Raw genomic sequence first — 25,195 nt, forward strand, 5'->3', positions numbered from 1 at the left:
ACATGACAATGGAAAAAAATCCTCTCTTATCTGCCAAAACGCTACACAGCGTCTTGCAGGAATTAGCACCTGATATCACGATTGATACCGGTTGCCGAGGTTTCGCAGGGCCAGTCCCTCCACCTCTCTGGATAAGAGCTACAGTATGAAATTTTGCGAACTTTCGCTTATCTAGCATACCTCGTCTGTCGATCCCTGTCAACGAAAAAGGGGGAAAGCCGCAGGCGGCCTCCCCCTCTTTTGTCCGCTTAGTTGTAATTGACCCACACGCTCTTGATCTGCGTGTAGTTCTCCAGCGCGTACTCGCCCATCTCCCGGCCGATGCCGGAGTGCTTGTAGCCACCAAATGGCGAGGCGGCGTCGAACATGTTGTAACAGTTGATCCAGACCGACCCGGCTTTCAGGCGATTGGCGACGGTGAAGGCCGTGTTCATGTTCTGCGTCCAGACGCCGGCTGCCAGACCATACGTCGATCGGTTGGCACGGGCGATCACGTCCTCGATGTCGTCAAACGGCATCGCCGCCACGACCGGGCCAAAGATCTCCTCCTGTGCAATCGCCATCTCATCCTGCACATCGTAGAACACGGTCGGGCGCACGAAGTAGCCGCGTGCGAGGTCGCCATCGCCACGCTCGCCTCCGATCGCGATCTTGGCCCCTTGCTCCAGACCTTTGTTGATGTAGCTGGTGACGCGGGTCAGTTGCTCCTCGGACACCAGCGGGCCCATCTGGGTTTTCGGGTCGATCCCAAAACCTTGGCGGACTTTGCTGGCGTGTGTCACCATGTCGGAGAGCACGTTGTCATACTGGCTCTTGTGGATGTACAGGCGCGAACCGGCCGAGCAGACTTGACCTTGGTTGAAGAAGATCGCTTGCATCGAGCCTTGCACAGCGCGGCTGAAGTCCGCATCCGGGAAGATGATGTTCGGGGACTTGCCGCCCAATTCCAAGGAGACGCGCTTCAGGTCAACCGCTGCGTTGCTCATGATCAACTTGCCTACTTCCGTGGAGCCGGTGAACGCGATTTTGTCCACGTCCGGGTGTGTGACCAGCGCGTTGCCCGCCGTCTCCCCAAAACCGGTCACGATGTTGACAACGCCCGCCGGGAAGCCTGCTTCCTGAATCAGCTTGCCGAGGTAGAGCGCCGAGAGCGGCGTCTGTTCGGCCGGTTTCAGGACGATCGTACAGCCGGTCGCCAGCGCTGCGCCCAGTTTCCAAGCTGCCATCAACAGCGGGAAATTCCACGGGATGATCTGTCCGACGACCCCGATCGGTTCGCGACGGACATAGTTGTGCATGTTCGGCACGTTGACGGGGAGCACATCACCTGTAATCTTGGTCGCCCAGCCTGCGTAATAGCGGAAGTGCTCGACGGTCGCCGGGACGTCAAAGCCTTTCGCTTCGGAGATCGGCTTGCCGTTGTCGAGCGACTCGATCTCCGCGAATACATCAGCATCGCGCTCGATCAGGTCTGCGAGCGTGTAGATCAGGCGAGCCCGTTCCGCCGGAAGCATCCGCTGCCACGGGCCAGTTTCGAACGCATCGCGTGCGCAGGCGACGGCACGGTCGATGTCTTCCTTGTCCCCTTCAGCTACATACGCGAGGATCTGGTTGTTGGCGGGGTTGTAGGTGGGGAAGGTTTTGTTGGACACCGCTTCAACAAATTGACCTCCGATGAACATTTTTTTCACCGTCTTGGACTTTACAAAATCGACCGTGCGTGGGTTGAGCTTATGAGAAATCGCTTCCATCGACGAAAAACCCCCTCTTCTCTATGTACACCTTCGCAGGTTTGTACCTCGATAGAAGATATGGCGGAGTTTGTAAAAAAATGACCTACACTCGCACGAGTGTAGGTCATTTTTCTCAAGAAAGCTTAAAAGGTATTTTTAACCACGAGTTGTTCGAGGTTGAAGCGCCCCGTTGCATGTGCCGGTGCTGCAGCTTTGCCAAGCGTGAGCATCACGGACGGGATGTAGCGCGCCGGGATGTTGAATTCTTCCACCACTTTGGTACGGTCGAAGCCGCCCATCGGGCAGGTGTCGTAGCCGTATGCTTTGGCTGCCAACATCAGTTGCATCGCGAGGTAGGAGCTGTTGCGGATCGCTTCATCGCGCGCGCCCTGTGCGTTGTCGGTGTAGGCTGCTTGGATCTGGCCGGTCAGGGCGTCGTAAGCGTTTTGGGGCATGAAGCCACCTTCGAGCGCCGGTTTGTAGACGGCATCTGCGTTTTTGTTCGCTTCAAGGTCTCCGAGGACGAGGATCACTGCGGAAGAGTCGACGACTTGTTGCTGTCCGTAAGCGATCGGGAGCATTTTTTCCTTGGTCGCTTGGTCGGTGATGACGAGCAGTTTCCAGTGTTGCAAGTTCCAAGAGGACGGCGCAGTGGTCGCCAGTTCGAGGATTGCATTCAGTTCCGCTTCCGGAATCGTGTGGCCTGTTTCATACTTACGAATGGAGTGGCGGTCGCGCATCGCTTGTTCGAGCGTCAATTGAGTATGTACGTTTTGAGTCATGGGAATGGGTCATCCTTTCAGCTGTTCAATTTTGGTTTACTGTGATCATAGCAAAGAGACTTTCTTTTGTAAAGTAACATGTTTGCAACGCCTAACTGTGATAAGATTGTGGCAAGATTGAGACACAGGAGGAGATCTATGCCTCTGCAAATTACGCGATATTCGTTTCCACTTTTCCCCTTGGCGGGACTGAGTTTACTCGGTCTGATCGATGCCTTGGTGAGCGCACAGTGGCGGCATCCGTCGAGCGTGATCACGCTGACGTTGCTTTTGGTGCTGGTAGAATTGTTCCCATTTCGTCTTGGTAAAATCAATCTCGCGTTTTCCTATCCGATCCTCTACGCCCTGTACTTGATCACGGGCGCCGAAGCTACCCTCTTGATCAGTGTGCTGATGCTCACTTCTATCAATATGATGCGCGGCAAGGCATGGCCCAAGATCCTGTTTAACATCACCTCGCGGACGCTGGCGTTGCTTGGCACGCAATTGATCCCGTGGCTGTTGCCGATGGTGATCGGAGAGTCCCGAGATCTGACCTATTACCTGATCGATCTGTTCCTTTCCAGCCTCGTGTATTCAACGATTAGTACGCTATTGATTAAGTGGTATATTTTTAAGACTGTGAACGGTCGCGTACCTGAGGTCTCTTTTACCAAAATCGCGTTGATCTCCGTGGCGGTCGCCACCGTGTATGACGGGTTCATGCTCTGGTTGGCGACCAATCCGAAAAACACCGGGTCGGGCGACATCGGCACGCTGTTTTTCTTCCTGCCGTTGGTGGCGGGTTCGATTGTCGTGTACCTATTCACGAACTTGACGCGGGCGAACTCCTCGCTGGAGACGCTGTTTGTCGTCTCGCAATCGATCAATCAGCAAAATGACTTGCCGACGGTGTTGTCGCATGTGATCGAGGAAGCGCGCAAACTCGTGCATGGCAGTTATGGGATGCTGTACCTCGTGGAAGAGGACGGCAATTTGAAGCGCGTGGTCGGCACGTCCGATGTCTCCCTGCTCAAGCGCATCCCGATGCAAGTTGGCATCATCGGGCTGGTCGCTCACTTTGGCAAGCCGATGCTGATCCAAGATATCGAGCGCGATGCACGGGTGTTGCAGATGGAGACATTGGAGGATACGCGCTCGCTGTTGGTCGTGCCGATCCACTCTGACAGCCAAGTGGTCGGCGTGATCTCGCTTGGCAAAAAGGAATCCTACTCGTTTCGCGAGGATGACCTCAAGATGATGACGATTTTTGCCACGCACGCGGGTGTTGCGATGCGCAATGCCCAGTATATCGAGGAGCGGGAAAAACGTCTGCTGCTCGAGGAGCGCAACCGTCTCGCTCGCGAGATTCACGATGGGTTGGCACAGGACCTCGCCAGTGCGATCTTGCAAGTGGAGATGTTGAAGCGCATCGCACCCGGTGAGATGGTGTCCTCGTTGACCGAGTTGCAGGACATGGTGCGCCAGACGGCGACGGTCGTGCGGCACTCGATCTATAGCTTGCGTCCTGCACCCTACACACACGTTGGGCTCATCCCCGCGTTGCGTTCGCATCTGGACGAAGTGCGTGTGAACCACGGCATCCAGACGCATCTGTCGTCGAAGTGCAACGCGGAGCACTTGCCTTCGAAAGTTTCACAGGCGGTTTTTGAGATCTGCACGGAGACGGTGAAGAACGCGGTCAAGCATTCGCGTGCAACCGACCTGTGGGTGGTTCTGGAGTGTGATAGCGCCGGCTTGGTCGTGAAAGTGCGGGACAATGGGGTTGGATTTCATTTCGGCCAAGCAATTTTGCAGGCGGCGAACCGGAAGAGTTTTGGGATTGAGAACCTGCACAGCATCGCAGACAGTGTCGGCGGCATGCTGGATTATGTGACGGCTCCGGGCGAAGGGACGCTCGTCACTTTGGAAATCTCGCTGGAGGAGGATGAGACTGATGACGATTCGTGTGCTGTTATGCGATGATCATACGATCTTGCGCGATGGATTGCGCAATCTGCTCGAAGGTGAGTCAGATCTGCAAGTGGTCGGCGAAGCGTCTGATGGACAACAAGCGATCGAGGCCGTACGGCAGTTGCAGCCGGATGTGGTGTTGATGGACATCAACATGCCAGGCATGGGCGGTGTGGAAGCGGTTGAAAAGTTGACCGCCGAGTTCGAAAGCATCCGCATCTTGATCCTGACGATGTACAACCACGAGGAGTACCTGTTCCGCACGATCCGCGCCGGCGCGAAGGGGTATTTGTTAAAAGACTCCCCTGTGTCCGAAGTGGTGGAAGCGATCCGCAAAGTGATGACCGGCGGTTCGGTGCTCAACCCGATCCTCACCGACAAATTGATGGCCTCCTACCGCGAACCGCGCGAGGAGACGGTGGAGAAGTTATCGCCTCGCGAGATGGAAGTGTTGACAGCGCTCGTGCAAGGGTTGTCCAACAAGCTGATCGCGGAACAGTTGTTCATCTCCGAGACGACCGTGAAGTTGCATATCAGCAACATCTACCGGAAGCTCGGGGTGAAGAGTCGTTCGCAGGCGATCATGCATGCGGTGCGGGAGAAGCTGGTGGTTTTTTGATGGAAGACAAAAGCCCCTTCGCGTAGAGCGAAAGGGGCTTTTTATTTTAACAACATGTTATTCCGATTGTTGAATATCTACAATTTCAAGTGTGCCATTGGCGCGAAGCACCATTTTATTCGCATAGATCATGTCGAAAATTTCGCGATAGGTTCGTTTTTCTGAACCATTGCCATTTGTTACATAACGCTCGGTTGTTTCGCCGAGCTGTAGGAGGAGTACTTCTGCTTGGACCTTAGATAAGCCCAGTGTCTTGAATAAGTAAAAAGTCCCGATTATACAGATGCACTGTGGAATTACATAGTCAGAAACGGACGCCAGTTCCAGTGCACTATTATCGTTGGAGGCAAAGAGCTCTAGCTCACTCCAACCTATGTTGTAAAAAGCCTGTATCATAACGCATGTCTTGATTTCACCAATACTTGCACCGGTGACTCTATCCTCCGCTTGTTGGAGGGCATGTAGAAGGTCTGGTATTTTTTCATACGTGCCAAACCCATAGAATAATTCTCGATATACTTGTTTAGGACTTTGGTGGCCGCTATCGTAGTCAGTTTCAAAATCGATAGCCGCTGTGTGTTCTTTTAATTTACTGATATACCAGGAACATGCATACTCTTCCGATGAGGCGCACTCCTTCAGCATCTCTAGTATTTGGCGGTCATCGATGACCTTAATATACCCACTGCTTACATACGATTGCAAGCGACCTTTATCAATTTCATGATTTGGAGCGCGCATCAATTCGCGATACACATTATCATGTAGCCAACGGTCGTCATAACGTTCTAGCACCAACTCTAACATAGGCCGCCCATTACGAATGGCTCTAAGTGTCCTAAGTAAATAGTCACCATCTATTGCCATTGAACCCATCTGATCACCCTTCTCTTCCCTTGTTCCCGGTAAAGGTATCAACGCTTAAATTCATAATTGAAAAGACCCCTTCTACTTGTCTGCGCGAAATGCCTTGGTTCCGATAATTCTCTAAAGCCAGATAGCGCAATTGATCGTATTCATGCTCGTCTTGAACCGTTTGCCATTGCAAGGCATATCCGGTCTGGTTGATCAGGTTCAAAACCCCTTGTTGCCGATCACGATCTGGGATAGCCAAAAATTGACGTGCCTGTGCCTCGTTCAAAATTTCCAACTCCCAAAGTCTGAGGACCATCGCCTGATAGGGAACAGCAAACGCATCCATCAACCTCACAATATCGATCAGTTCAATTGCGCTGCGTTGCATACCGAGTCGGAGCATTTCGTCCTCCAAATACAGCCGTGGCATTAAGAGGCACGCGGCATAACAATTCGCCCGCATCTCTGAAATGTCCTGATCTTGGTACGTGGTCTCAGAACGTTTCACGATATCACTGCTTAGCCGGATATATTTTTCATCGTGAAACACATGATAGAGTTCGTGCGCCAACGAAAAAAGTTGCAGATCGGCCGGGTGAAGAGTGTTTACATAAATAAAATTCTGATCTGCTTTGTGCACAGCAAATGCACAGAGTTCTGGGTCTTCAATCGTAAACTTCAACAGATGGAAATCGGGCAGCTCTTTTACAATTCGGAACAAGTCCTGCTGCAACACACGGTTGCGGAACTTGCTACTGAGGTCTTGCAGGGCCAGCAACTCCACTTCTAGGTAGGTTGCTTGGTTGTGAAAACGTAACGTACTTTCGATTTTGCTCATCATTCCCCCTCCAGACTTCTCAAGCCTGAAAAATCAGCTGTCTGTTGCATTCTGGCTTTGAACTCAGGCTGATTGATCCGTTCCCGAATATCCTGCTGTTGAAGAATGAGGTCGATGATCCGAAGTGCTCGGCGTACTCCCTTTTGTCCTTCCTCAGATTGGACCTCTCCCATAAAGAACGGTTCGAAGTCCACCTGCTTGCGAAGCAACTCCAGATCGGTAACTGCCGAGGGTTTCGACAAGTCGTCCACGGTAACGCCCAGGATATCCGCAATTGTTCGCATTTCAAAGATCGTGATGTTTTTGTCACCGCGAAGAATCTTGCTCATCACTTGCTTCGAGCAGTCTACCTGATCAGCTAACTGCTGTTGCGACATGTTGCGTTTCTCCAATTCTTCAGCGATCCGACGGCCAACCAGTTTATTAAACATCGTAGACATATATACACTTCCTCACTGACTTCATATTTTCATGATACATTTTTCCAAATTGCTCGTCAATGTTTTGTTTACTAAAAACACTCCCTTATCCTATGCCTTGTCAATGAATTAGATACAAAAAAGAGGCCCTCGTCGCGCGACGAGGGCCTCTTTTTTATTGCAAGAAGGTATTGTAGCTGTTCACGAGGCTGTTGGCAAAGGCAGCGCGAGTTACGTTGTCGAGCGGTTTGAAGCTCTCGGTCGGAGCGGCGCCTTCGATCAGCGATTGGTTGACGAAGCCTGCGAGCAGGCCTTTTTGTGTGGCGACGACGACGTAGCCGCGTGCAGAGGCCGGGATCGAGGCATCGTCTGCGAAGTCGGTCGCGGTCGTCATGTTCTGTTGCGCGAGGTCGTCGAGGCCGAACGCTTTGACGAGGGCGACGGCGAGGGCGGCGCGGTTGACACTTTCCTGTGTGCCAAATGTCGTGGCGGTGCTGCCGGAGAGGACGTTCCCGCCTGTCCAGAACACGTCGCGCATCGGCGCTGCCTGTGCGGTGAGAGCGGAAACATACGGTGCAAGTGTCGCCGGGACATCCGTGTACGGCAGGGGTTGGGTCAGGTTCTGGCGGATCTCGAAGTCGGAGGCGATCCAGCGTGCGAGGTCGCCCTTGGTGATCAGCGCGTTGGGCTGGAAGTTCGTCGCGTCCGCCGAATCGATCAGACGCTTCTCCACCGCCGTGCGAATCGCGCCCTCATAGGCATGGCCCGCGATGTCATTCATCCCGGAGAACGTGCCGTAGTAGGTCCGATGCGAGAAGTTCACCGTATCTGGCAATCCAAGCACGGTACCAAGCGCACCGAGCACTTCGACTTTGTACGTGCCTTTCTGTGGCTTGTTCAACGCAATCGAGGTTTGCGTGCCATAGACAGCGCCGAGCAAATTGGCGTTGGTGGTGGTCACGGTGCCGTTCGGTGCCGTGACGCGCACGGTCAGCAGATTCGCAGCTTCCCCCCACGCCACCGTGAAGTCGGTGATCTGCGCGTTGTCGCCGACGGTGAATGTGAAGGTGCTCGATGCCGCCGGACTCCACGCTTTTTGCTCTGATTTGCTGTCCACGGAGCCGGTGTACTTGGCGTTAAAGGTCTGATTCACCACCGCACCATAGGTGCGATCGAGGTGCTGCGCTTTGTCGATCGCGGCGAAGGCGTTCACATAGCCTTTGCCCACTTCGAATTCGCTGTAGCCTGGCATCCGGGTCGCGGTGTCTTGGAGGATCGACTTGACTTGGTCGGGCGTGAGGTTGGGATTCGCCTCCTCCAGCAGAGCGACTACGCCGGCGATATGCGGCGTCGCCATCGAGGTTCCGCTCATCGTCGTATAGTATGGCAGATAGGCGGGCGGTATCATCGCCGCGTCATCCTGTGCGGAGAGCGGGGCGAGCACCGATTGTTTGGCTTTGGTCGAGATGATGTTCACACCCGGTGCGACGATGCTCGGGTGGTACAGGCTGTCGTCGCGGATGCCTCGGGAGGAGAAATCGGCGAGCGTGCCTTTTTCCTTGTCCCCGGCACCGACTGCGATCACCCACGGTGCGACCGAGTACGGGTTTTGCGTGTTCGCGGACGGGCCTTCGTTCCCCGCTGCGAACACGACACTGATGCCACGGTCGTGGAGTTTTTTCGTCGCGACATTGATCGGGTTGTTCGGATCGAACTCACCTGTTGACCCCCAGGAATTGGAGACGACTTGGATGTTGTACTGGTACTGGTGGGTCAGCACATAGTCGAGCCCTTCCAGCGCGGAGGTGATGACAATCGTCGCCCCGGCTCCGATCCCGATCAGATTGGCAGCTGGTGCCACCCCTGCATACGTCCCGCCGCTCGATGTCCCATCTCCACCGATGATTCCGGCACAGTGCGTGCCATGCCCACCTGCGTTGTCGGTGTCCGGCACGTTCTCTATATAGGTAGGAGCGAGATAGTCGGACACGGCTTCCTCCCCGACGACTTTTACGTTCTGCACGACGCGGGTGCCGAACTTCAGGTCGGGATGTGTGCCATCAATCCCAGAATCGAGGACGGCGACACCGATGCCTCTGCCGGAAAAGCCCATCGACGGAGTCTCGCGGTTCTCCTCCGCACCGATCTGCGCGACCGATTTGTCGAGGTAGTATTCGAGCTTCTGGTCCGCGTAGACCGACTGCAAGTTCGGGATCGCCGTGTTCAGCAGGGACAGCAGTTGCGGTTTGTTGACGTTGAGGATCACCATCGGCAGTTCGTTGAGTTTGGTTGCGGAGGTGATGCCGAGTTTTTTCAAGGCGTTGATGTCATCTGCGGTCGGCTAGCTGGTGTATGTTAGGATGATTTTTTGTGAGTCGGTGTCGAGCATGGTCGTGGCCTTGGCGAGCAACGCCGGGTCAAGCACAGTCGAGGTCAGACCGCTCGTCGTGGTAGCGGTCGCAGGTAGCGGTGTATTGAAGACAAGACCTGTTGCACTCAATGCGAGCAGGGTAGCGGTCATCGTGCGAATCCAGTTCTTTTTCAAGGCCATCTGGTGGTGCCTCCCTCGTCTTTTACTTTTTCTGACTTAAATATAGCGAATTGTGCAGGGGCGTGAGTATCACCCGAAGGTGCAATCCTGTGCTCTACCAAGGTCATATTGACAATGTAAGTATATGTCGGAATATGAAAAAACCCGACCTATAGGTCGAGTCGGCCCCTGCTGCATTGGCACGAGCGTAGAGGTCAAACGTGCTTGGAGCCCCACTTTTTTTGTTCCATCTCATTGAGTACCGTCATCCGTTCCGCGAGGTTGGAACAGTGGAACTCCCACTGCAAGCCATCGGGATCGAGGAAATTTACCGCCTGACCGATGCCGCGCAGGATCGGTTCGCGGACGATCGGGACGTTGTGTGCGCGCAAGTGCTCTACGGCGGCTTCGAAGTCCTCGCGCTGAACGGTGAGGGCGAGGTGGTGGACGCCTTTTTGCGCCTGTACCGCCGCGCATGACGGCTGGTGCGAGATCGCAAACCACGTGTTGCCAGATTCGAGGTAAGCATAATCCGGCCCCTGTTGGACGAGGCGCATGCGCAAGATCTCTGTATAGAAGTGCAGGGACCGCTCTAGGTCCTGCACGTGGAGCGTGATGTGATTCAAGCCGTGCGTGGTAAACATGATGCACCCTCTTTCCTGTACTTCCCACTGGAGATATAGTACAATGACCACGTCATTTTTACGAGAACGTTCTGAGGTGATAGAGTTTGTTGGCCGCATGGAGAAGACTGGAGCAAGCGCTCGACCCGATAGCTTTGTTCGCCCGCGTCGCCCATCTGCCGTACAGCTTGTGGCTGGACAGCGGGGCACACGGACGGTATATGATCCTCGCGTGGGACCCGGTGCGCCGGGTGGACTTGCGCTTTGATGATCCACAGTGCCCATTTGAAACGATTGACCAACTGCTTGCAGAGGCTCCGCAAGTGGACGCTCCTGCAGATGCCCCGCCCTATCTCAGTGGCGTGCTCGGAACGCTTGGCTACGAGCTGGGTTGGAACTTAGAGCGCATCGGGGACGCCAAGCCCAACCCGCACGGAATTCCAGATGGCGTGCTGATCCTGCCCGGCAAGGCGGTCATCCTCGACGTGCTGGAAAAAGCGACCTGGGTGGTCGCAGTAACGGAAAGCGCATCGGCAGACACAGCCGTGGACGAGCTCCTCAGTTGGTGCTTGGAACCCTGCGCTCCTGTTGAAGCTCCCACCACACCCGTCGCCCGCTCCCCGCTGCGCCCGGAGATCGTGAAGGCGGACTACCTCGACCGCGTGCGTCAAGTCAAGCAGTACATCCGCGAAGGCGACATCTTCCAAGCCAACCTGACGTATCAGATCGCGGTGGAGGTGGCGGACGGCGACCCGTGGGCGCTGTTCCTCGCCCTGCGCGAGACCAATGGCGGCACGTATGCAGGTTACTTCAACATCCCTGGCTATGTGATCCTGAGCGGCTCACCCGAACTGTTTCTCCGCTGGGACCAGCAGACGATTGAAACGATCCCGATCAAAGGCACTCGCCCACGCGGTACAGATGCAGCGTCCGACCTCGCCCTGCGCGACGAACTTGCCACCAGTGAAAAGGATCGCGCCGAACTGCTGATGATCGTCGACCTTGAACGCAACGACCTCGGCAAGTTCTGCCGAGCGGGCAGTGTCGAAGTCCCAGTGCTTTTTGACCTCGAAGCCCATCGCACTGTCTGGCACCAAGTCGCGGTCGTGCGCGGACGCCTGCCTGAGCAGATCAGAGCGAGCGAGATTCTGAGAGCGACCTTCCCCGGCGGCTCGATCACCGGGGCGCCGAAGATCCGCGCTATGCAGATCATCCACGAACTGGAGAACTCCCGCCGCGGCATCTACACCGGGGCGCTCGGCTTTCTCGATGCGCGTGGCCACTCCGCGTGGAACATCGCGATCCGCACGATGACCTACACCGCCGAGCGCGAAATTCGCCTCTACGTTGGCGGTGGCATCGTCGCTGACTCCGACCCAGAGGACGAGTACAAGGAAACGCAAGTCAAAGCCCAAGGCATGCTCCGCGCCATCGACCGTTGGTCCGCTGGTACGATCCGCCCGGAATGGGTGTAAAAAAGCCTTTCACGTCCCGCGACGTGAAAGGCTTTTTTTACTTCGAATGCACAGGTTGTGACAGCCGACCGAGCACATTCTCGATCATCTTCAATCCCAACTGGTTGCGGGCGGTCATGATCGATTCCGGGTGGAATTGCACGGCGGTGATCGGCAGTTCGGTGTGCTCCACGCCCATCACGATGCCATCCTCCGTTTGAGCCGTCACGCGCAGCACTTCTGGCAGTTGTGCCGCATGTAGCGAATGATACAGCCCGACGGTGAACTCCGCTGGCAATCCAGCCCACATCTCGCTCTGTCCGACTTGTAACACCTTCGCCGGCTTGCCATGACGCGGCACCGGCAACAAATCGAGCGCACCGCCGAAGTGCTCGACGATGCCTTGCAACCCGAGGCAGACGCCGAACACCGGCAGTTCACGCGCCACGCAGAGCGAGATCGTCTCGCTCAACTGGAACTGCTCTGGTCGACCTGGCCCTGGCGAGAGCAACACGAGGTCGAAGTGTTCACGCCCCTCTGCCAACGCCTGACGTGCGAAGTGCGAACGCAACGTCACGACGTCCGCCCCGGTCTGACGGAAATAGTTCGCCAGCGTGTGGACAAAGGAATCCTCATGGTCGACGAACAGCACCCGCTTGCCGGCTCCTGGACGCGTGGGGGGGAATCCGGTCAGCTTCTGTGGCAGCTTGCCTTCGCGCACACTGCGAATCGCTTGCACCAGCGCCGCCGCCTTCGTCAGCGTCTCCGCTTCCTCATCCTCCGGGATCGAATCGTAGAGCACCGTCGCGCCGACGCGAATCTCCGCAACGTCGTTTTTGATCCGAATCGTGCGCAGGGTCAGGCCGGTGTTGAGATCGCCATTGAAGGCTAGATACCCCACCGCACCACCGTACCAGATGCGTGGCGCAGGTTCATTCTGCTCAATCCAACGAATCGCCGCGGGCTTCGGAGCCCCCGTGATCGTCACGGCCCACATATGGGTAATAAATGCATCGAGCGAGTCGTACTGCGGGGCCAACCGCCCTTCGACATGGTCGACTGTGTGAATCAGGTGCGAGTACATCTCGGTCTGGCGTCGGCCGATCACCTTCACAGAACCGGGCACGCAGATGCGCGACTTGTCGTTGCGGTCAACGTCTGTACACATCGTCAGTTCCGACTCATCCTTGATCGAGTTCAGCAGTTCACGGATGCGATCCGCATCCTCCAACGCATCTTGCCCGCGCTTGATCGTGCCTGAGATCGGGCAGGTCTCCACGCGATCGCCTTCGACGCGAACGTACATCTCCGGCGACGAACCGACCAAGTATTCGTCGCCTAAATTGATGATAAACCCATAGGGGCTCGGGTTGATCTGCTTGAGCTTGCTGAACACATCAGACGGACGATCTGCACAGCGTTCAAAAATCGACTGCGTCGGCACCACTTCGAACATGTCGCCTCGACGGAAGTAGTCCATCGCCCCGCGCACCGTCTGTGCATAGCGCCCCGGCACATATTCCGGCAGCGGAACGTTTGGGAAGGAACGCTCGGTATCGGTACCCTCGCGTGGCAATCCTCGGGTCGAGCGGTCGCCCACTTCAAATTCATACGTCAAGCGATACGCCAAATTCATCTGGTGGTCGACAATCATCAACTCATCAGGCAGGAACATCACCAAGTCGGACTGATCCGCATCGCGCGCCTTCTGCAACTCAATCGGCTCCAATTGGTAGATCAAGTCATAGCCAAATGCGCCATAGAGCCCGAGGAAGCCGTCCTCCGGGTTGGCGAACAGGTCTTTGACAGCGCGAATCACGGTGAACACAGACGTTTGGCGGCTGCGTTCCTCCTCATAGAAAAACGCCTCTAAGGCTTGAATCGTCCCTTGCAGGATCGTGGAGGTGCGCTCGGTGAGGGAGATCGCCGGATGGGCGGTCAAGAAATTCCCGACGAGGTCCATCAAGACCTCGCCGCGCGAGTTGAGCGCTGTGAGGGTGAAGCTCCGCCCAGAAGCGGACGCTCGCACCTCCAGAGCTGGGTTCAGGAACCCGATGTCCCAGCGTGAATAGCGGCCAGGATACTCGTAGGAACTGGAGAACAGCGCACCGCGCCGCTCGTCGATCCCGTGCAGGATGCGCTCGACAGCGCCCGCGATCTCGACTTGCTCCAGCGAGCGGTAGATCGCGATGCCTTCGCGGGTGGTGTAGGTCTTTTCCTCAGACGCAAACTTCAAATTGGATAGAATGCTCATGAAAAACTTCCTCCTCTACTATGAGGAGAACAGGAAGATGTAGTTTGAAATTCATCTCAGCTCAACAAACCTACTCGGCTGTCCTGTCTCATCTCATCTCAACTCAACACGCTCTAAACTGCTTAAATTATAACACCATCGGTCTTCAAGCGGCAATCGACTTACAGAAAAGAGTCCAAGACCCGGAACCACTGCAGCTTGGTTTCCTCCCTTTTTTCCAATCCATACGCTTGTAAAAAAGGTTCGACCCACTCCACACCTACATTCATGATGATGCTCTTCACCGCGATTGCGAGGTCGAGGTACCGATCCCCGATCCCGAGGTTGCCCCAGTCGACGAATCCGGTGATCTGCAGATCATCCGGGTTCAGCAGGATGTTCGGAAAACAGTAGTCGCCATGTACGACCACGAGATCCTGCTCCGTCGTTTCCGGACGCGTCGCGATCAACTCCTGCAAGACATCCTCCGCGCTCTGTCCCGGATGCAACGCCGCCATTGCGTCCACATCCGCGAGCCCGCTATGCAGGTTGATTTTTGCCATCTGCAACAGCCAACCCGGTCGCATCTCATAGGGACACTCCTGCCACGGGGTCGCGTGGATCTGGCGCAATCCCTGTGCCAGCACCGGCACGAGTTCTGCAGTCCGCCCTTGCCACATCGGGTCGGCGGCATGTGCGCCTGGCACTTCCGACATCAGCAGGTACTCCATGATCCCTTCCTCCCGAAACTCCAACACGTCGGGAGCGGGCAAGCGCTGTGCCGCCCAGCGCATCCGTTCCGCTTCAAACGCCAGCGCCGTTCCGCTGAAGCGGTCCATCATCTTCAGATAGCGGGTCGGCTGCCCTTCTAACCCAACTAAGCGATGCATCGTCGCACCGGAGCGACCGATCGTCAACTCTTCCCATCGGCAGTTCCCGATCACCTCACGCAGACTTTCTACCATTTCGACTATCGCCCGCCTTTCGCACCTATCGCAGACCTCTCAGGTCTCCAGCTCGCTTCCCTAATTTCAATCCAAATGAATGATTCCACTGTAGTAAGTTCGACTTACCCCGAGTTCCTCCTTCGCCAAAAAAGACCCAAATTCCGGAAATAGACGGAATTTAGGCCTGCACGACGCGGTTGCGCCCGGTCTTCTTGGCTTGGTAGAGCGCTTGGTCGGCGCTGTGAATCCATTCGGAGAGCGCGCCGCCGCCATACTCGCTGACCCCGATCGAGATCGTGATCGCCTCGAGCGTCCCCCCCAGTTGTAGCGGGTGTTGCGCCACGCGGTCGCGAATCGACTCAGCGACGGCCAGCACCTCTGGCATCGTCCGTCCGACGAGCAGGATCAGGAACTCCTCCCCACCGTAGCGCCCGACGACATCCTCTGCGCCGACCGCTTGACGCAGAATCTGCGCCACCTTGACCAACACGACATCGCCCTGTACATGTCCGTAGGTATCGTTGATCCGCTTAAACGAGTCGAGGTCGAGCAGCATCAGCATCAACGGTTCCGGCCTTATCGCCACCCTTTGCAGGGCAGCTACCAGTTGTTCCTTCACGTACCGCCGGTTGGACAGTCCCGTCAGGAAGTCCGTGTAGGCGGCGACCTCCAACTTTTTCCGCCGTTCCACGTCCTGCAAAATGATCTTGATGCGCGCCTGCAATTCGCGGAAGTCAAACGGTTTGGTGATGTAGTCGATCGCCCCGAGCTGCAAGCCTTCCAACTTCGAGTCGATCGAACTCTTCGCGGTTAAAAAGATGATCTTGGTCTCCTGATGCCGCGTCGGATGTTCGCGCACGCGCCGCGCCACTTCAAATCCATCGAGGTGCGGCATCATGACGTCGAGCAACAGCAAGTCGAACTCCTCCCGTTCGAGGATCTCCAGCGCGACCAACCCGTTGCGGGCTTCGTGTACCTCGTAGCCGAGTCGATTCAAGTGCCGAACCAACAGCGCGGCGTTCATCGCTTCATCGTCGACCACCAAGATTTTCGCCATGTTTCTCACCTGCTCAGCTCCTTGTTTCCCTAGTTTATTCACGGGTGAAGCCGATGTGAACCGCATATCTTGAACGGGAGGGAGGAGGGATCGGATGAACGTGAGGCGTTGGCGACGAGCACTGTGGCTGTTCATTCCCTTACATACTGGGTGTTTCGGTCTCTGGCTGTGGCTCTGGCAAGCGGACGATACGGTGTGGCTCGCACAGGTCCATTGGATCGTCATCGGGTCGACGATCGCGCTGACGCTGATGATCGTGCTCCAAATTCTGACCCTGTTCGAGAACGACCGGCTGTTGAAAAAACTCCACCATCTCAACGAGATGCTGGAGTCCAAAGTGGAAAAGCGCACCTCCGAACTCTCCGTCAAAAACGCCGAACTCACCGAAGCTCTGCAAGTAAAAGACGACTTCATGGCGGCGATCTCGCACGAATTGCGCACGCCGATGCATGGCATCCTCGGCTACATCGAACTGATTGAACTGGGGGAGGATGGCCCGATCTCCGACGAACTGCGCGCCGACCTGCAAGTGATCCGCCGCAGTGCCAACCGCCTGCTTCGGCTGATCGAGGACATCCTGAGCTTCTCCAAGGTTCAGAATGGCAAGGAACAACTTCGATTCGAGGACGTTCAGATCGACGAGCTGATGGAACAGATTCATGAGGAGATGCAAGTGTTTGCTGACGAAAAAAGTGTCGTGTTCGTGTTGCACCTCCCCGACCCGGTCGGCACGGTGCGCACCGATCCGATCAAAGTGGAGCAGATTCTCGTCAACCTCGTCAACAATGCGATCAAGTTCACCGACACCGGGCATGTGATGATAACGGCACGGAGGCTGCCTCGTGCGTTGGAACTTTCTGTGGAGGACACGGGGATCGGGATTGAGCGCGGGCATTACGACTACATCTTCGAGCCCTTTACCCAAGTGGATGGCGGCACGACGCGCAAATACAACGGCACAGGGCTCGGGCTCGCCATCGTGCGCAATCTGGTCACGCTGTTGCGCGGCGAGGTCCGTCTGGAATCAGAGCCGGGCAAGGGCAGTCGATTTCTAGTCAGGATTCCGATTGAGCGCTAAGTCTGCTACAATTGGCAGTGTTGTGAAAACACTGCCAGACTGGAGGCTGTTCCAACATGAAATTTTCTGCTTACTTACGTCAAAAGGTCGAGGGAAGCTGGCAAGCCAGCTTCGACCACCCCTTTGTCACCGGGGTGGCGGACGGCACGCTGCCGCTCGACGCTTTTCAACATTATGTACTGAACGATTCCTACTACCTCTCCGTGTTCGCCAAAGTCCAAGCATTGGGTGCTGCTCGTGCAACCGACATGCAAACGATGTCGCGCATGGCGTTCCACGCACAGGGCACGTATGAAGCGGAGATGGACCTGCACCGCAACTTCTCCGTGCGCCTCGGGATCTCGGAGGAGCAAAAAGCGAACTTCCGGCCGGCACCGTCCGCGTACAATTATGCCAACCACCTGATGGCGGTCGCCTACACCGGGACGCTGGGCGAGATCATCGCAGCTCTCCTGCCCTGCTACTGGCTGTACTGGGAGATCGGCGAACGCTACAAAGGTGTGCAGTCGCCGGAGCCGATCTACCAAGACTGGATCAACGCCTACGGTGGCGAGTGGTTCGGGGAGTTGGTGCAGGAGCAGATCAACCGGCTCGACGCGCTGGCGGAGCTGGCGTCTGAGGAGGAGAAGCGCCGGATGGAGCAACATTTCATCCTGAGCAGCGATTACGAGTACTCGTTCTGGCAGATGGCCTACACGCTGGAGCAGTGGCCCTATGCGGAGCACGTGGCGGTCGCGAAATGAGTGTGATCTACTGCTTGGTGCCCGCCCCGTACTGGGCACAGTTTGCCGGCAAGTCGGAGTACGTCCCTCGCGACTATGAGCAGGAGGGGTTCATCCACGCCACCTGTGGCGACGATCTGCTGGTGCGCGTGATGAACCGCGTCTACTCGAAGTATGAGGGTGATTTGCTGTTGCTCGTGATCGACGAGGAACGCGTGACAGCGGAAGTGAAGTATGAGCAAGCCAGCGACGGTCAGCTCTACCCACACATCTACGGCGCGTTGAACACAGACGCGATCGTTGACGTGCGTCAGATGGAGCGCGGCACAGACGGCTGGAAGCTGTAGCAGATCGGTTCGAATCGTAGAAAAAAGCCCTCCCGCAGACGCGGAGGGCTTTTTTTGCGAAGCAGCGGACAGACTGGCTGGTAAATGAAATCGTGTCGGGTTCCGGTGGTGTTGGTGTTGGTGTTGGGTGCATTGAGGCCGCATCACCTAGCGCTTTGCACTAGTCAAACTTGCGAATCGCCGGTATGAGCAACATGCCGGCTGCCAACAGCGTGACGAGCACCCCATCAATCTGAATGATATTCAGACCGCCGAACGCTTCTGCGAGATACCCGGTGGCGAGGTAGCCGAGCGGCATCAGCGCAATCGAGCCGAAAATATCCAAGGAGACCACGCGACCAAACGCCTCCTCTGGGACGAGCTCTTGCAAACTCACTTCCCAAACCAAGCCAAAGATCATCATCAGGCCGCCTTCCAACGCGCTGAGCAGCATCAAGAGCGGCAACGATTCGGTATACGCCATCGCGATGAGCGTGAGGCCACTCAGGGAGGTGCAGGTATACGCCATCAGACCGCGCCGACGCCAGACCTGCCGCCGTCCGAAGACGAACGCAGCGACCAGCGCCCCGACGCCGGAGGACGACAAGACCAGACCATAAGCGGTCCCGTCCCACCCGAGATGAAGTTTGACCAACCACGGCAGGAGGATGCCGAGGACACCCCCTGACGCGATGTTGATGAAGCAAAACGCGAGGATCGTCATCCACAGCCAGGAGCTTTTGCGGAGTTCGCGATATCCGCCGAGCAAGTCTTGGACAAAGGAAAACTCTTGCTTGGAAGCGCGGATCGGCGCTGACACGTTTAGCAACAGCAAGCTACCGATGGAGACGAGGAACGTCAGCGCATCGATCCCCAGCGCGATCGTATAGGTCGTCAGCCCGATCAGCACACCGCTGAGCGACGGACCGATCAATTGCGCGACTTGCGAGCTGGAGGTGGTCAGGGAGTTCGCGGCGTTGCGGATCTCGGGCGTGAACACTTGGGCGCGAACGGCAGAGTACGCCGGGTTGAACACGGCGCTCATCGCACCAGAGATCACTGCGAAACCGTAAAGCGTATTCAGCGTCAACGCGTCGTTCGCACTGAACACAGCGAGCAGGAGCAACAGGCCCAACCGAACGATATCGGTGCCGATCATCAGCCGCACGCGATTCAAGCGGTCGACCAACAGTCCGGTGAACGGCAACAGGATCACTTGCGGCAACATCATCAACATCATGATCTTGCCCATCGCTGCGGTCGAGGCGGAGAGATCGTATACGATCAGCGGCAACATGAAGGTCAACAGGATGTCGCCAAATCGCGACAACGTCTGTCCCCCCCACAGCGCCGCAAAATTTCGCGATTGGCGCAAGGGACTGAACAACCCGCCCGCTTGCTGTGTGGGAGCCGTTACAAGTGACGCGGGATCTGTGCTGGTTTCTGCATCTGTCTGCATGAATTTTGTCCTCCTAGTGTTCTCTACACTTACTTATACAAAACTCATCTCCATTTTCCTTCCTTAAATACCTTACCGATGAATTAGTTTATAGAAAAAAGAGACCGGTTGCCAGGTCTCTTTTTATCACGCGGCGAAGTTCAACTCGCACTTCCATGTCCATGCCTCCCATCCATCCATCGCTCGCACTCCATTTTTCTCATTCTACCACCTCCCCCTAAACTTTGGTAAACTAATCTGGCATCATCACATCGACGAAAGACAGGTGACACTCTCATGGTACATACGACCGGCTATGCGGACGTCAACGGCGCCCAAATCTATTATGAAACAACAGGCGATGGCCCGGCGTTGGTGCTCGTACACGGCTTTAATTTGGACACCCGCGTGTGGGACGATCAGTTTGACGAACTCGCGAAGCACTTCCAAGTCGTCCGCTATGACATGCGCGGCTTCGGCAAGTCCTCGAAGGCAGCAGGGACCTTCACAAATTATGACGACCTCGCTGGCCTGCTCGACTACCTGAACATCGAGAAAGCCCACATCTGCGGCCTCTCCTTTGGCGGCTACTGCTCCCTCGAATTTGCATTGGCACACCCGAACCGCACGGATCGCCTCGTGCTCATCGCCTCTGGACTGATGGGCTTCCCGATGACCGACACCCGCCAAGCGGACCTCACCACCTTCAACGGCGTGTTGCAAACGGGCGACCTCGAAGCTTCTGTGAACGTCTATACCAACCAATGGCTCGAAGGGCCCGGTCAAGCACCCGGTCGCGTGCCGACTCCCATCCGCGAGCGCTTCCTCGATATGGTGCAGCACGCGTTCACCCTGCCGAAGCCAGAGAACTTCCCGCAGTTCCTGCAACCGCCCGTCATCGAACGCTTGCACGAGATCAAGGCCCCTACCCTGATCCTCGCGGGCGAACTCGATTACCCGGACATCTCGCAGATCGCCACCCTGCTCCACGGGCGCGTCACGCTCTCCGAATTGCTCGTGCTCCCGAACATCGCGCACATCGTCAACATGGAGATCCCTGTGCAATTCAACGATATCCTGCTGGATTACCTCGCCCGCTCATGAAAAAAGGATCGACCCGCTAGGGGTCGATCCTTTTTTGGCGAGAGCTTACTTCACTTTGCGCGACATCAATTTCGCCTGTGTGAACAGCAACAGGTAGTCATGGCCGCCCGCTTTGGAGTCGGTGCCCGACATGTTGAAACCGCCGAACGGATGCACGCCAACCAGTGCGCCGGTGCACTTGCGGTTGATGTACAGGTTGCCACAGTGCATCGATTCCAACGCTTCTACGATCCGCACTTCGTCGGTGGAGAAGAACGAGCCGGTCAGACCGAACTCAGTGTCGTTGTACTTGGCAATCGCATCTTGCCAGTCCTGTGCTTTGGAAATCGCCAGCACCGGGCCAAAAATCTCTTCCTTCATGATGCGCGCCTTCGAATCCACATCGACGAACACGGTCGGTTGGATGTAGAAGCCGTTGCCAGCTTCCGTCGCTGCACCGCCACCTGCAACCAGACGGCCTTCAGTCTTGCCGATCTCGATGTAGTTGAGGATTTTGTCATACGCGCTCTTGTCGGAAACCGGACCGACCGCAAAGTTTTGTTCCGGCAGGCCGATCACCAGTTGGTTGGTCAGTTCGATGACGCGCTCCACCACTTGGTCATAGACAGATTCCACGATGATCGCACGGGAACCGGAGGAACACTTCTGACCTTGGAAACCAAATGCCGAAGCGACGATCGCCGCTGCTGCTGCTTCGAGGTCAGCCGTTTCGTCGACGACGATGCCGTCCTTGCCGCCCATCTCTGCGATCACGCGCTTGATCCAGATCTGGCCTTCTGCCGTTTCAGCCGCCAGACGGTTGATGTGCAGACCGACTTCCTTGGAACCCGTGAAGGAGATGAAGCGCGTCTTCGGATGCTTGGTCAGGTAGTCGCCCACTTCTGCCGAAGAGCCTGGGATGAAGTTGAGAACGCCAGTAGGCAGGCCGACTTCCTCCATCAGTTCGACGAACTTGTGCGCGATCGCCGGAGTCAGCGAGGACGGCTTGAGCAGCACGGTGTTGCCCGAGACGATCGCAGAGGTCGTCATGCCGACACAGATCGCCAGCGGGAAGTTCCACGGCGGGATGACCACGCCAACACCCAGCGGGATGTAGGTCAGCATGTTTTCTTCGCTGTCGATTTTGGTCAGCGGGTGGTGGATGTTGACTTCGCTCAGGCGAATCGCTTCACGAGCATAGAACTCCATGAAGTCGATCGCTTCTGCACAGTCAACATCCGCTTCCACATAGTTTTTCCCGGCTTCGAGGACCATCAGCGCGGAGAACTCATGCTTGCGTTCACGCATCAGGTGTGCCGCGCGGAACAAGTACTCGGCGCGCTCGCGGGCCGATACCTTTTTCCACGATTCAAAGGCGGTGAGGGCGTGTTCCATCGCTTGCTCCGCCAACTGTTGCGAAGCTTTGGAGACGCGCGCGATCACTTCATCAGCACGGCCAGGGTTGATCGAGACCAGCTTGCCTTCAGTGTGAATCTTTTCGCCACCGACGTGCAGCGGGAGGTCGCGGCCCAGCGTAGATTTCACTTTGGCAATCGCCGCTTCCATCGCTTGCTTGTTTTCCGGGCGGGTGAAATCGGTAAACGGTTCGTTCGCATACGGGGTGATCGTGCGAGACAGGGTTTGGGTGGTCATCGGTAACAGTCTCCTCTTCTACTCCAAAATTAGTTTGCGACGTTCGACGGAACTTCCAACACTTGCTTGATGCGGGCAATCGCCCAATCCAGTTCTTCCTGCTTGATCGTGAGCGGCGGTGCGAAGCGGATCGTGGTCTCGTGGGTTTCCTTGCAGAGCAGGCCGAGTTCCTTGAGCTTCTCACAGTACGGGCGCGCACGCTTGGTCAGCTCGACGCCGATGAACAGGCCGCGACCGCGAATGTCCGCAATCTCCGGGTTGTTGATCTCACGAAGCTTTTCAATAAAGTAGGTGCCGAGTTCGAGGGAGCGCTCCACGAGCTTCTCCTCCTCGATGACGTCCAACGCCGCGATCGCGACTGCACAGCCGAGCGGGTTGCCGCCAAAAGTCGAACCGTGGGAACCCGGTTCGAACACGCCGAGCACTTCTGCATCGGCTGCCACTGCGGAGATCGGGAACACGCCGCCGCCCAATGCTTTGCCCATTATGTACATGTCCGGGGTGAAGCCTTCCCATTGCGAGGCGAACAGTTTGCCGGTGCGGCCAAATCCGGTTTGGATCTCGTCGGCAACGAACAGCACGTTTTGGGATTTGCAGGTTTCATATGCTTCCTTGAGGAAGCCCTCGCGCGGGATGATGATCCCTGCCTCGCCTTGGATCGGCTCGACGAGGAAGGCGGCGGTGTTCGGAGTGATCGCTGCTTTCAGCGCTTCGAGGTCGCCATACGGGATGATCTTGAAGCCCGGGGTGAACGGACCAAAGCCACGACGATAGGATTCGTCCGAAGAGAACGAGGTGATCGTGGTGGTACGGCCGTGGAAGTTGCCTTCACAGACGATGATCTCCGCCATGTTCTCCTGAACTTTTTTCACATCGTAGGCCCAGCGACGAACGGCTTTTACAGCGGTCTCGACCGCTTCAGCGCCTGTGTTCATCGGCAGGATCATGCTCTTGCCCGTCAACTTGACGAGTTTTTCGTAGAATTCGCCGAGACGTTCGCTATGGAACGCGCGCGAGGTCAGCGTAACTTTGTCCGCTTGGTCCTTGAGCGCTTGGATGATCTTCGGGTGACGGTGTCCTTGGTTCAGAGCGGAGTACGCGGAGAGCATATCCATGTAGCGGTTGCCTTCCGGGTCTTCCACCCATGCGCCCTCTGCCTTGGCGATGACGATCGGCAGCGGATGATAGTTATGCGCACCAAACTTTTCGGTCTGGTCGATGATGCGTTGGGTAAGGGTCATGAGGGAATGCCTCCTTGGGTGCGATTGGATTATACTCCATTATACTGCAAGAATGATGCCAATCGTAAGAGTGATTTAAAGGGTGCAAAAATAGCCGCAGTATGCCAAACTATTTGGCATAGGCAAAATAGTTTGGCGGCGAAGGAGGCAAATTTTTTTGGCACTTCAGGAGCGATTTTTGATGATCTATGAACATATCCTCGATGAAATCAATGAAGGTGTACATGTCATCGACGCAGAGGGCACGACGGTCGTCTACAACCGCAAGATGACGGAGCTCGAAGCGATGTCCTCGCACGATGTCCTCGGCAAAAACCTGCTCGACGTGTTCCAGTTCCCCGCCGAGCAGGACTCCACGCTGTTGCGCTGCCTGCGCGAGCGGCGGGCGATTCGCAACGTGCGACAGACGTATTTCAATGACAAAGGCAAGCCGATCACCACCTTGAACAACACCTACCCGATCCTCGAAGGGGAAACGCTACTCGGAGCGATTGAGATCGCCAACGACGTGACCAAAATTGAGCGGCTGATCCGTGAAAACCTCTTGGAGCAGGAAAAAGGCAACACGCGCTTCACCTTCGAGAGCATCATCGGTGAGAGTGCCGCGATCCACGAGGTGATGGAAAACGCCAAGCGTGCCGCCCGCACGTCGTCATCCGTTTTGATCGCGGGCGAGACCGGGACGGGCAAGGAGCTTTTTGTCCAAAGCATTCACAACGCCAGCCTGCGCGCAGGTGGTGTGTTTTTGTCCCAAAACTGTGCGGCGTTGCCAGACTCTCTTATTGAAGGTTTGCTGTTCGGAACAGCCAAGGGCGCTTTTACCGGAGCGATTGAACGACCGGGTTTGTTCGAGCAAGCGGAGGGCGGCACGCTGTTTCTCGATGAGATCAATTCGCTGAGCCTGCCGTTACAAGCGAAACTCCTGCGCGTGTTGCAGGAAAAAACGCTCCGTCGCATCGGGGATACGAAGGATCGTGTGATCAACGTCCGCATCATCGCGGCCATCAATGAAGATCCAATTGAAGCGATCTCCCACCAGCGCCTGCGCAAAGACCTCTACTACCGCCTCGGCGTCGTCACGCTGATGCTCCCCCCCTTGCGTGAACGGCGTGAGGATGTGCCGATGTTGGTCGATCATTTTATCCGCAAGTACAACCACCTGTTTCAGATGGATGTGGACGGGGTCAGTGCAGAGGTGCGCAGCTTTTTCACCGAGTATGACTGGCCGGGCAATGTGCGAGAGTTGCAACATCTGATTGAGGGCGCGATGAACTTGATCGACGACGAGCGCGAGATCGGGATGCACCACTTGCCGTTGCACCATCTGCGCCGCCAAACCATTGCGAGGGCGAGCAACGCCGAGCCGTCTGAGACAGCTACAGAGCTGAGTCGGATCGATACACCCGAGGATTTGGGATTGGCAGGAGCAGCAAATTTCTCCGCTCCCCCCGCAACCCTGCGCGTTAAACTGGAAGACTTTGAGAGACACTATATTCAGCAGATCCTCGCCAAGCATGATGGCAATCTCTCGCGGGCGGCAAAGGAATTGGGATTGAGCCGCCAGAGCTTACAATACCGAGCTCGACGACTCGGACTTCGGGCGTAAATTCG

22 protein-coding genes and 1 riboswitch are annotated in these 25,195 nt (G+C 56.3%); of the genes, 8 read left to right on the forward strand and 14 right to left on the reverse strand.

The features are described 5' to 3' along the window. Positions 1–23: 23 nt before the first annotated feature. A riboswitch (SAM riboswitch) is annotated at positions 24–138 on the reverse strand. Between the two features lie 110 nt (positions 139–248). Further along, positions 249–1,751 (reverse strand): aldehyde dehydrogenase family protein, encoded by a 1,503-nt coding sequence (locus tag C7459_RS09970; protein ID WP_109688795.1) that lies wholly within the window; start codon positions 1,749–1,751, stop codon positions 249–251. Positions 1,752–1,876: 125 nt separating this feature from the next. Continuing rightward, positions 1,877–2,515 (reverse strand): nitroreductase family protein, encoded by a 639-nt coding sequence (locus tag C7459_RS09975; RefSeq protein WP_109688797.1) that lies wholly within the window; start codon positions 2,513–2,515, stop codon positions 1,877–1,879. A 138-nt stretch (positions 2,516–2,653) separates the two neighbouring features. Here C7459_RS09975 and C7459_RS09980 point away from each other — a divergent pair, with 138 nt between their 5' ends. Continuing rightward, on the forward strand, positions 2,654–4,480 hold the full coding sequence (locus C7459_RS09980) for a GAF domain-containing sensor histidine kinase (RefSeq protein WP_170119396.1): 1,827 nt from the start codon (positions 2,654–2,656) through the stop codon (positions 4,478–4,480). Continuing rightward, on the forward strand, positions 4,452–5,087 hold the full coding sequence (locus C7459_RS09985) for a response regulator (protein ID WP_109688801.1): 636 nt from the start codon (positions 4,452–4,454) through the stop codon (positions 5,085–5,087). Before C7459_RS09980 ends, C7459_RS09985 begins: the two co-directional genes overlap by 29 nt. 57 nt (positions 5,088–5,144) lie before the next feature. Here the strand turns inward: C7459_RS09985 and C7459_RS09990 are convergent, their stop codons facing one another. The 6 genes from C7459_RS09990 to C7459_RS10015 all read right to left on the reverse strand — a co-directional run bounded on the left by C7459_RS09990 (position 5,145) and on the right by C7459_RS10015 (position 10,373). Beyond that, positions 5,145–5,963: a hypothetical protein gene (locus C7459_RS09990; RefSeq protein ID WP_109688804.1), complete on the reverse strand. Its 819-nt coding sequence runs from the start codon at positions 5,961–5,963 to the stop codon at positions 5,145–5,147. A gap of 4 nt (positions 5,964–5,967) precedes the next feature. Continuing rightward, positions 5,968–6,780: an ImmA/IrrE family metallo-endopeptidase gene (locus C7459_RS09995; protein WP_170119397.1), complete on the reverse strand. Its 813-nt coding sequence runs from the start codon at positions 6,778–6,780 to the stop codon at positions 5,968–5,970. Next, positions 6,780–7,220, reverse strand: a complete 441-nt coding sequence (locus tag C7459_RS10000; protein ID WP_109688808.1) for a helix-turn-helix domain-containing protein — start codon at positions 7,218–7,220, stop codon at positions 6,780–6,782. The genes C7459_RS09995 and C7459_RS10000 overlap by 1 nt, the downstream gene beginning before the upstream one ends. Positions 7,221–7,374: 154 nt before the next feature. Beyond that, the gene (locus C7459_RS10005) at positions 7,375–9,516 is read right to left on the reverse strand and encodes a S8 family serine peptidase (protein WP_109688810.1); all 2,142 of its coding nucleotides are present in this window, start codon (positions 9,514–9,516) and stop codon (positions 7,375–7,377) included. Positions 9,517–9,540: 24 nt separating this feature from the next. Continuing rightward, complete coding sequence (locus tag C7459_RS10010; RefSeq protein WP_109688812.1) at positions 9,541–9,750, reverse strand: hypothetical protein; 210 nt, start codon at positions 9,748–9,750, stop codon at positions 9,541–9,543. A gap of 194 nt (positions 9,751–9,944) precedes the next feature. Next, positions 9,945–10,373, reverse strand: coding sequence for a VOC family protein (locus tag C7459_RS10015; protein ID WP_109688814.1), 429 nt, complete (start codon positions 10,371–10,373; stop codon positions 9,945–9,947). An 89-nt stretch (positions 10,374–10,462) separates the two neighbouring features. On the opposite strand from C7459_RS10015, the gene pabB reads away from it, so the two are divergent. Beyond that, entirely contained in the window at positions 10,463–11,827 is a 1,365-nt protein-coding gene (pabB, locus tag C7459_RS10020) for an aminodeoxychorismate synthase component I (protein ID WP_170119398.1), read from the forward strand. A 37-nt stretch (positions 11,828–11,864) separates the two neighbouring features. Here pabB and C7459_RS10025 read toward each other — a convergent pair whose 3' ends face one another. The 3 genes from C7459_RS10025 to C7459_RS22975 all read right to left on the reverse strand — a co-directional run bounded on the left by C7459_RS10025 (position 11,865) and on the right by C7459_RS22975 (position 16,043). Then, complete coding sequence (locus C7459_RS10025; protein ID WP_109688818.1) at positions 11,865–14,060, reverse strand: anthranilate synthase component I; 2,196 nt, start codon at positions 14,058–14,060, stop codon at positions 11,865–11,867. Between the two features lie 161 nt (positions 14,061–14,221). Beyond that, a complete protein-coding gene (locus tag C7459_RS10030; protein WP_109688820.1) occupies positions 14,222–15,004 on the reverse strand; it encodes an APH(3') family aminoglycoside O-phosphotransferase in 783 nt (260 codons plus the stop codon). 160 nt (positions 15,005–15,164) lie between these two features. Then, on the reverse strand, positions 15,165–16,043 hold the full coding sequence (locus C7459_RS22975) for a GGDEF domain-containing response regulator (protein ID WP_170119399.1): 879 nt from the start codon (positions 16,041–16,043) through the stop codon (positions 15,165–15,167). 94 nt (positions 16,044–16,137) lie between these two features. On the opposite strand from C7459_RS22975, the gene C7459_RS10045 reads away from it, so the two are divergent. From C7459_RS10045 to C7459_RS10055, 3 genes are read left to right on the forward strand one after another with little or no spacing between them, the layout of a single operon-like run. Beyond that, positions 16,138–17,121: a sensor histidine kinase gene (locus C7459_RS10045; protein ID WP_109688824.1), complete on the forward strand. Its 984-nt coding sequence runs from the start codon at positions 16,138–16,140 to the stop codon at positions 17,119–17,121. 56 nt (positions 17,122–17,177) lie between these two features. Continuing rightward, positions 17,178–17,864 carry a thiaminase II gene (gene tenA, locus C7459_RS10050; protein ID WP_109688826.1) on the forward strand — a complete coding sequence of 229 codons (687 nt, stop codon included), beginning with the start codon at positions 17,178–17,180 and terminating at the stop codon, positions 17,862–17,864. After that, positions 17,861–18,190 (forward strand): DUF952 domain-containing protein, encoded by a 330-nt coding sequence (locus C7459_RS10055; protein WP_109688828.1) that lies wholly within the window; start codon positions 17,861–17,863, stop codon positions 18,188–18,190. Before tenA ends, C7459_RS10055 begins: the two co-directional genes overlap by 4 nt. A gap of 160 nt (positions 18,191–18,350) precedes the next feature. Here the strand turns inward: C7459_RS10055 and C7459_RS10060 are convergent, their stop codons facing one another. After that, on the reverse strand, positions 18,351–19,628 hold the full coding sequence (locus C7459_RS10060) for an MFS transporter (protein ID WP_109688830.1): 1,278 nt from the start codon (positions 19,626–19,628) through the stop codon (positions 18,351–18,353). 276 nt (positions 19,629–19,904) lie between these two features. Here C7459_RS10060 and C7459_RS10065 point away from each other — a divergent pair, with 276 nt between their 5' ends. After that, entirely contained in the window at positions 19,905–20,711 is an 807-nt protein-coding gene (locus C7459_RS10065; protein WP_109688832.1) for an alpha/beta fold hydrolase, read from the forward strand. A 45-nt stretch (positions 20,712–20,756) separates the two neighbouring features. Here the strand turns inward: C7459_RS10065 and pruA are convergent, their stop codons facing one another. After that, the gene (pruA, locus tag C7459_RS10070) at positions 20,757–22,343 is read right to left on the reverse strand and encodes an L-glutamate gamma-semialdehyde dehydrogenase (RefSeq protein ID WP_109688834.1); all 1,587 of its coding nucleotides are present in this window, start codon (positions 22,341–22,343) and stop codon (positions 20,757–20,759) included. A gap of 29 nt (positions 22,344–22,372) precedes the next feature. Then, the gene (locus C7459_RS10075; RefSeq protein WP_109688837.1) at positions 22,373–23,584 is read right to left on the reverse strand and encodes an ornithine--oxo-acid transaminase; all 1,212 of its coding nucleotides are present in this window, start codon (positions 23,582–23,584) and stop codon (positions 22,373–22,375) included. Positions 23,585–23,765: 181 nt separating this feature from the next. Here C7459_RS10075 and C7459_RS10080 point away from each other — a divergent pair, with 181 nt between their 5' ends. Beyond that, a complete protein-coding gene (locus tag C7459_RS10080) occupies positions 23,766–25,190 on the forward strand; it encodes a sigma-54 interaction domain-containing protein (protein WP_109688865.1) in 1,425 nt (474 codons plus the stop codon). Positions 25,191–25,195 lie beyond the last annotated feature (5 nt).

Source organism: Tumebacillus permanentifrigoris (assembly GCF_003148565.1).
Taxonomy (GTDB): Bacteria; Bacillota; Bacilli; order Tumebacillales; family Tumebacillaceae; genus Tumebacillus; species Tumebacillus permanentifrigoris.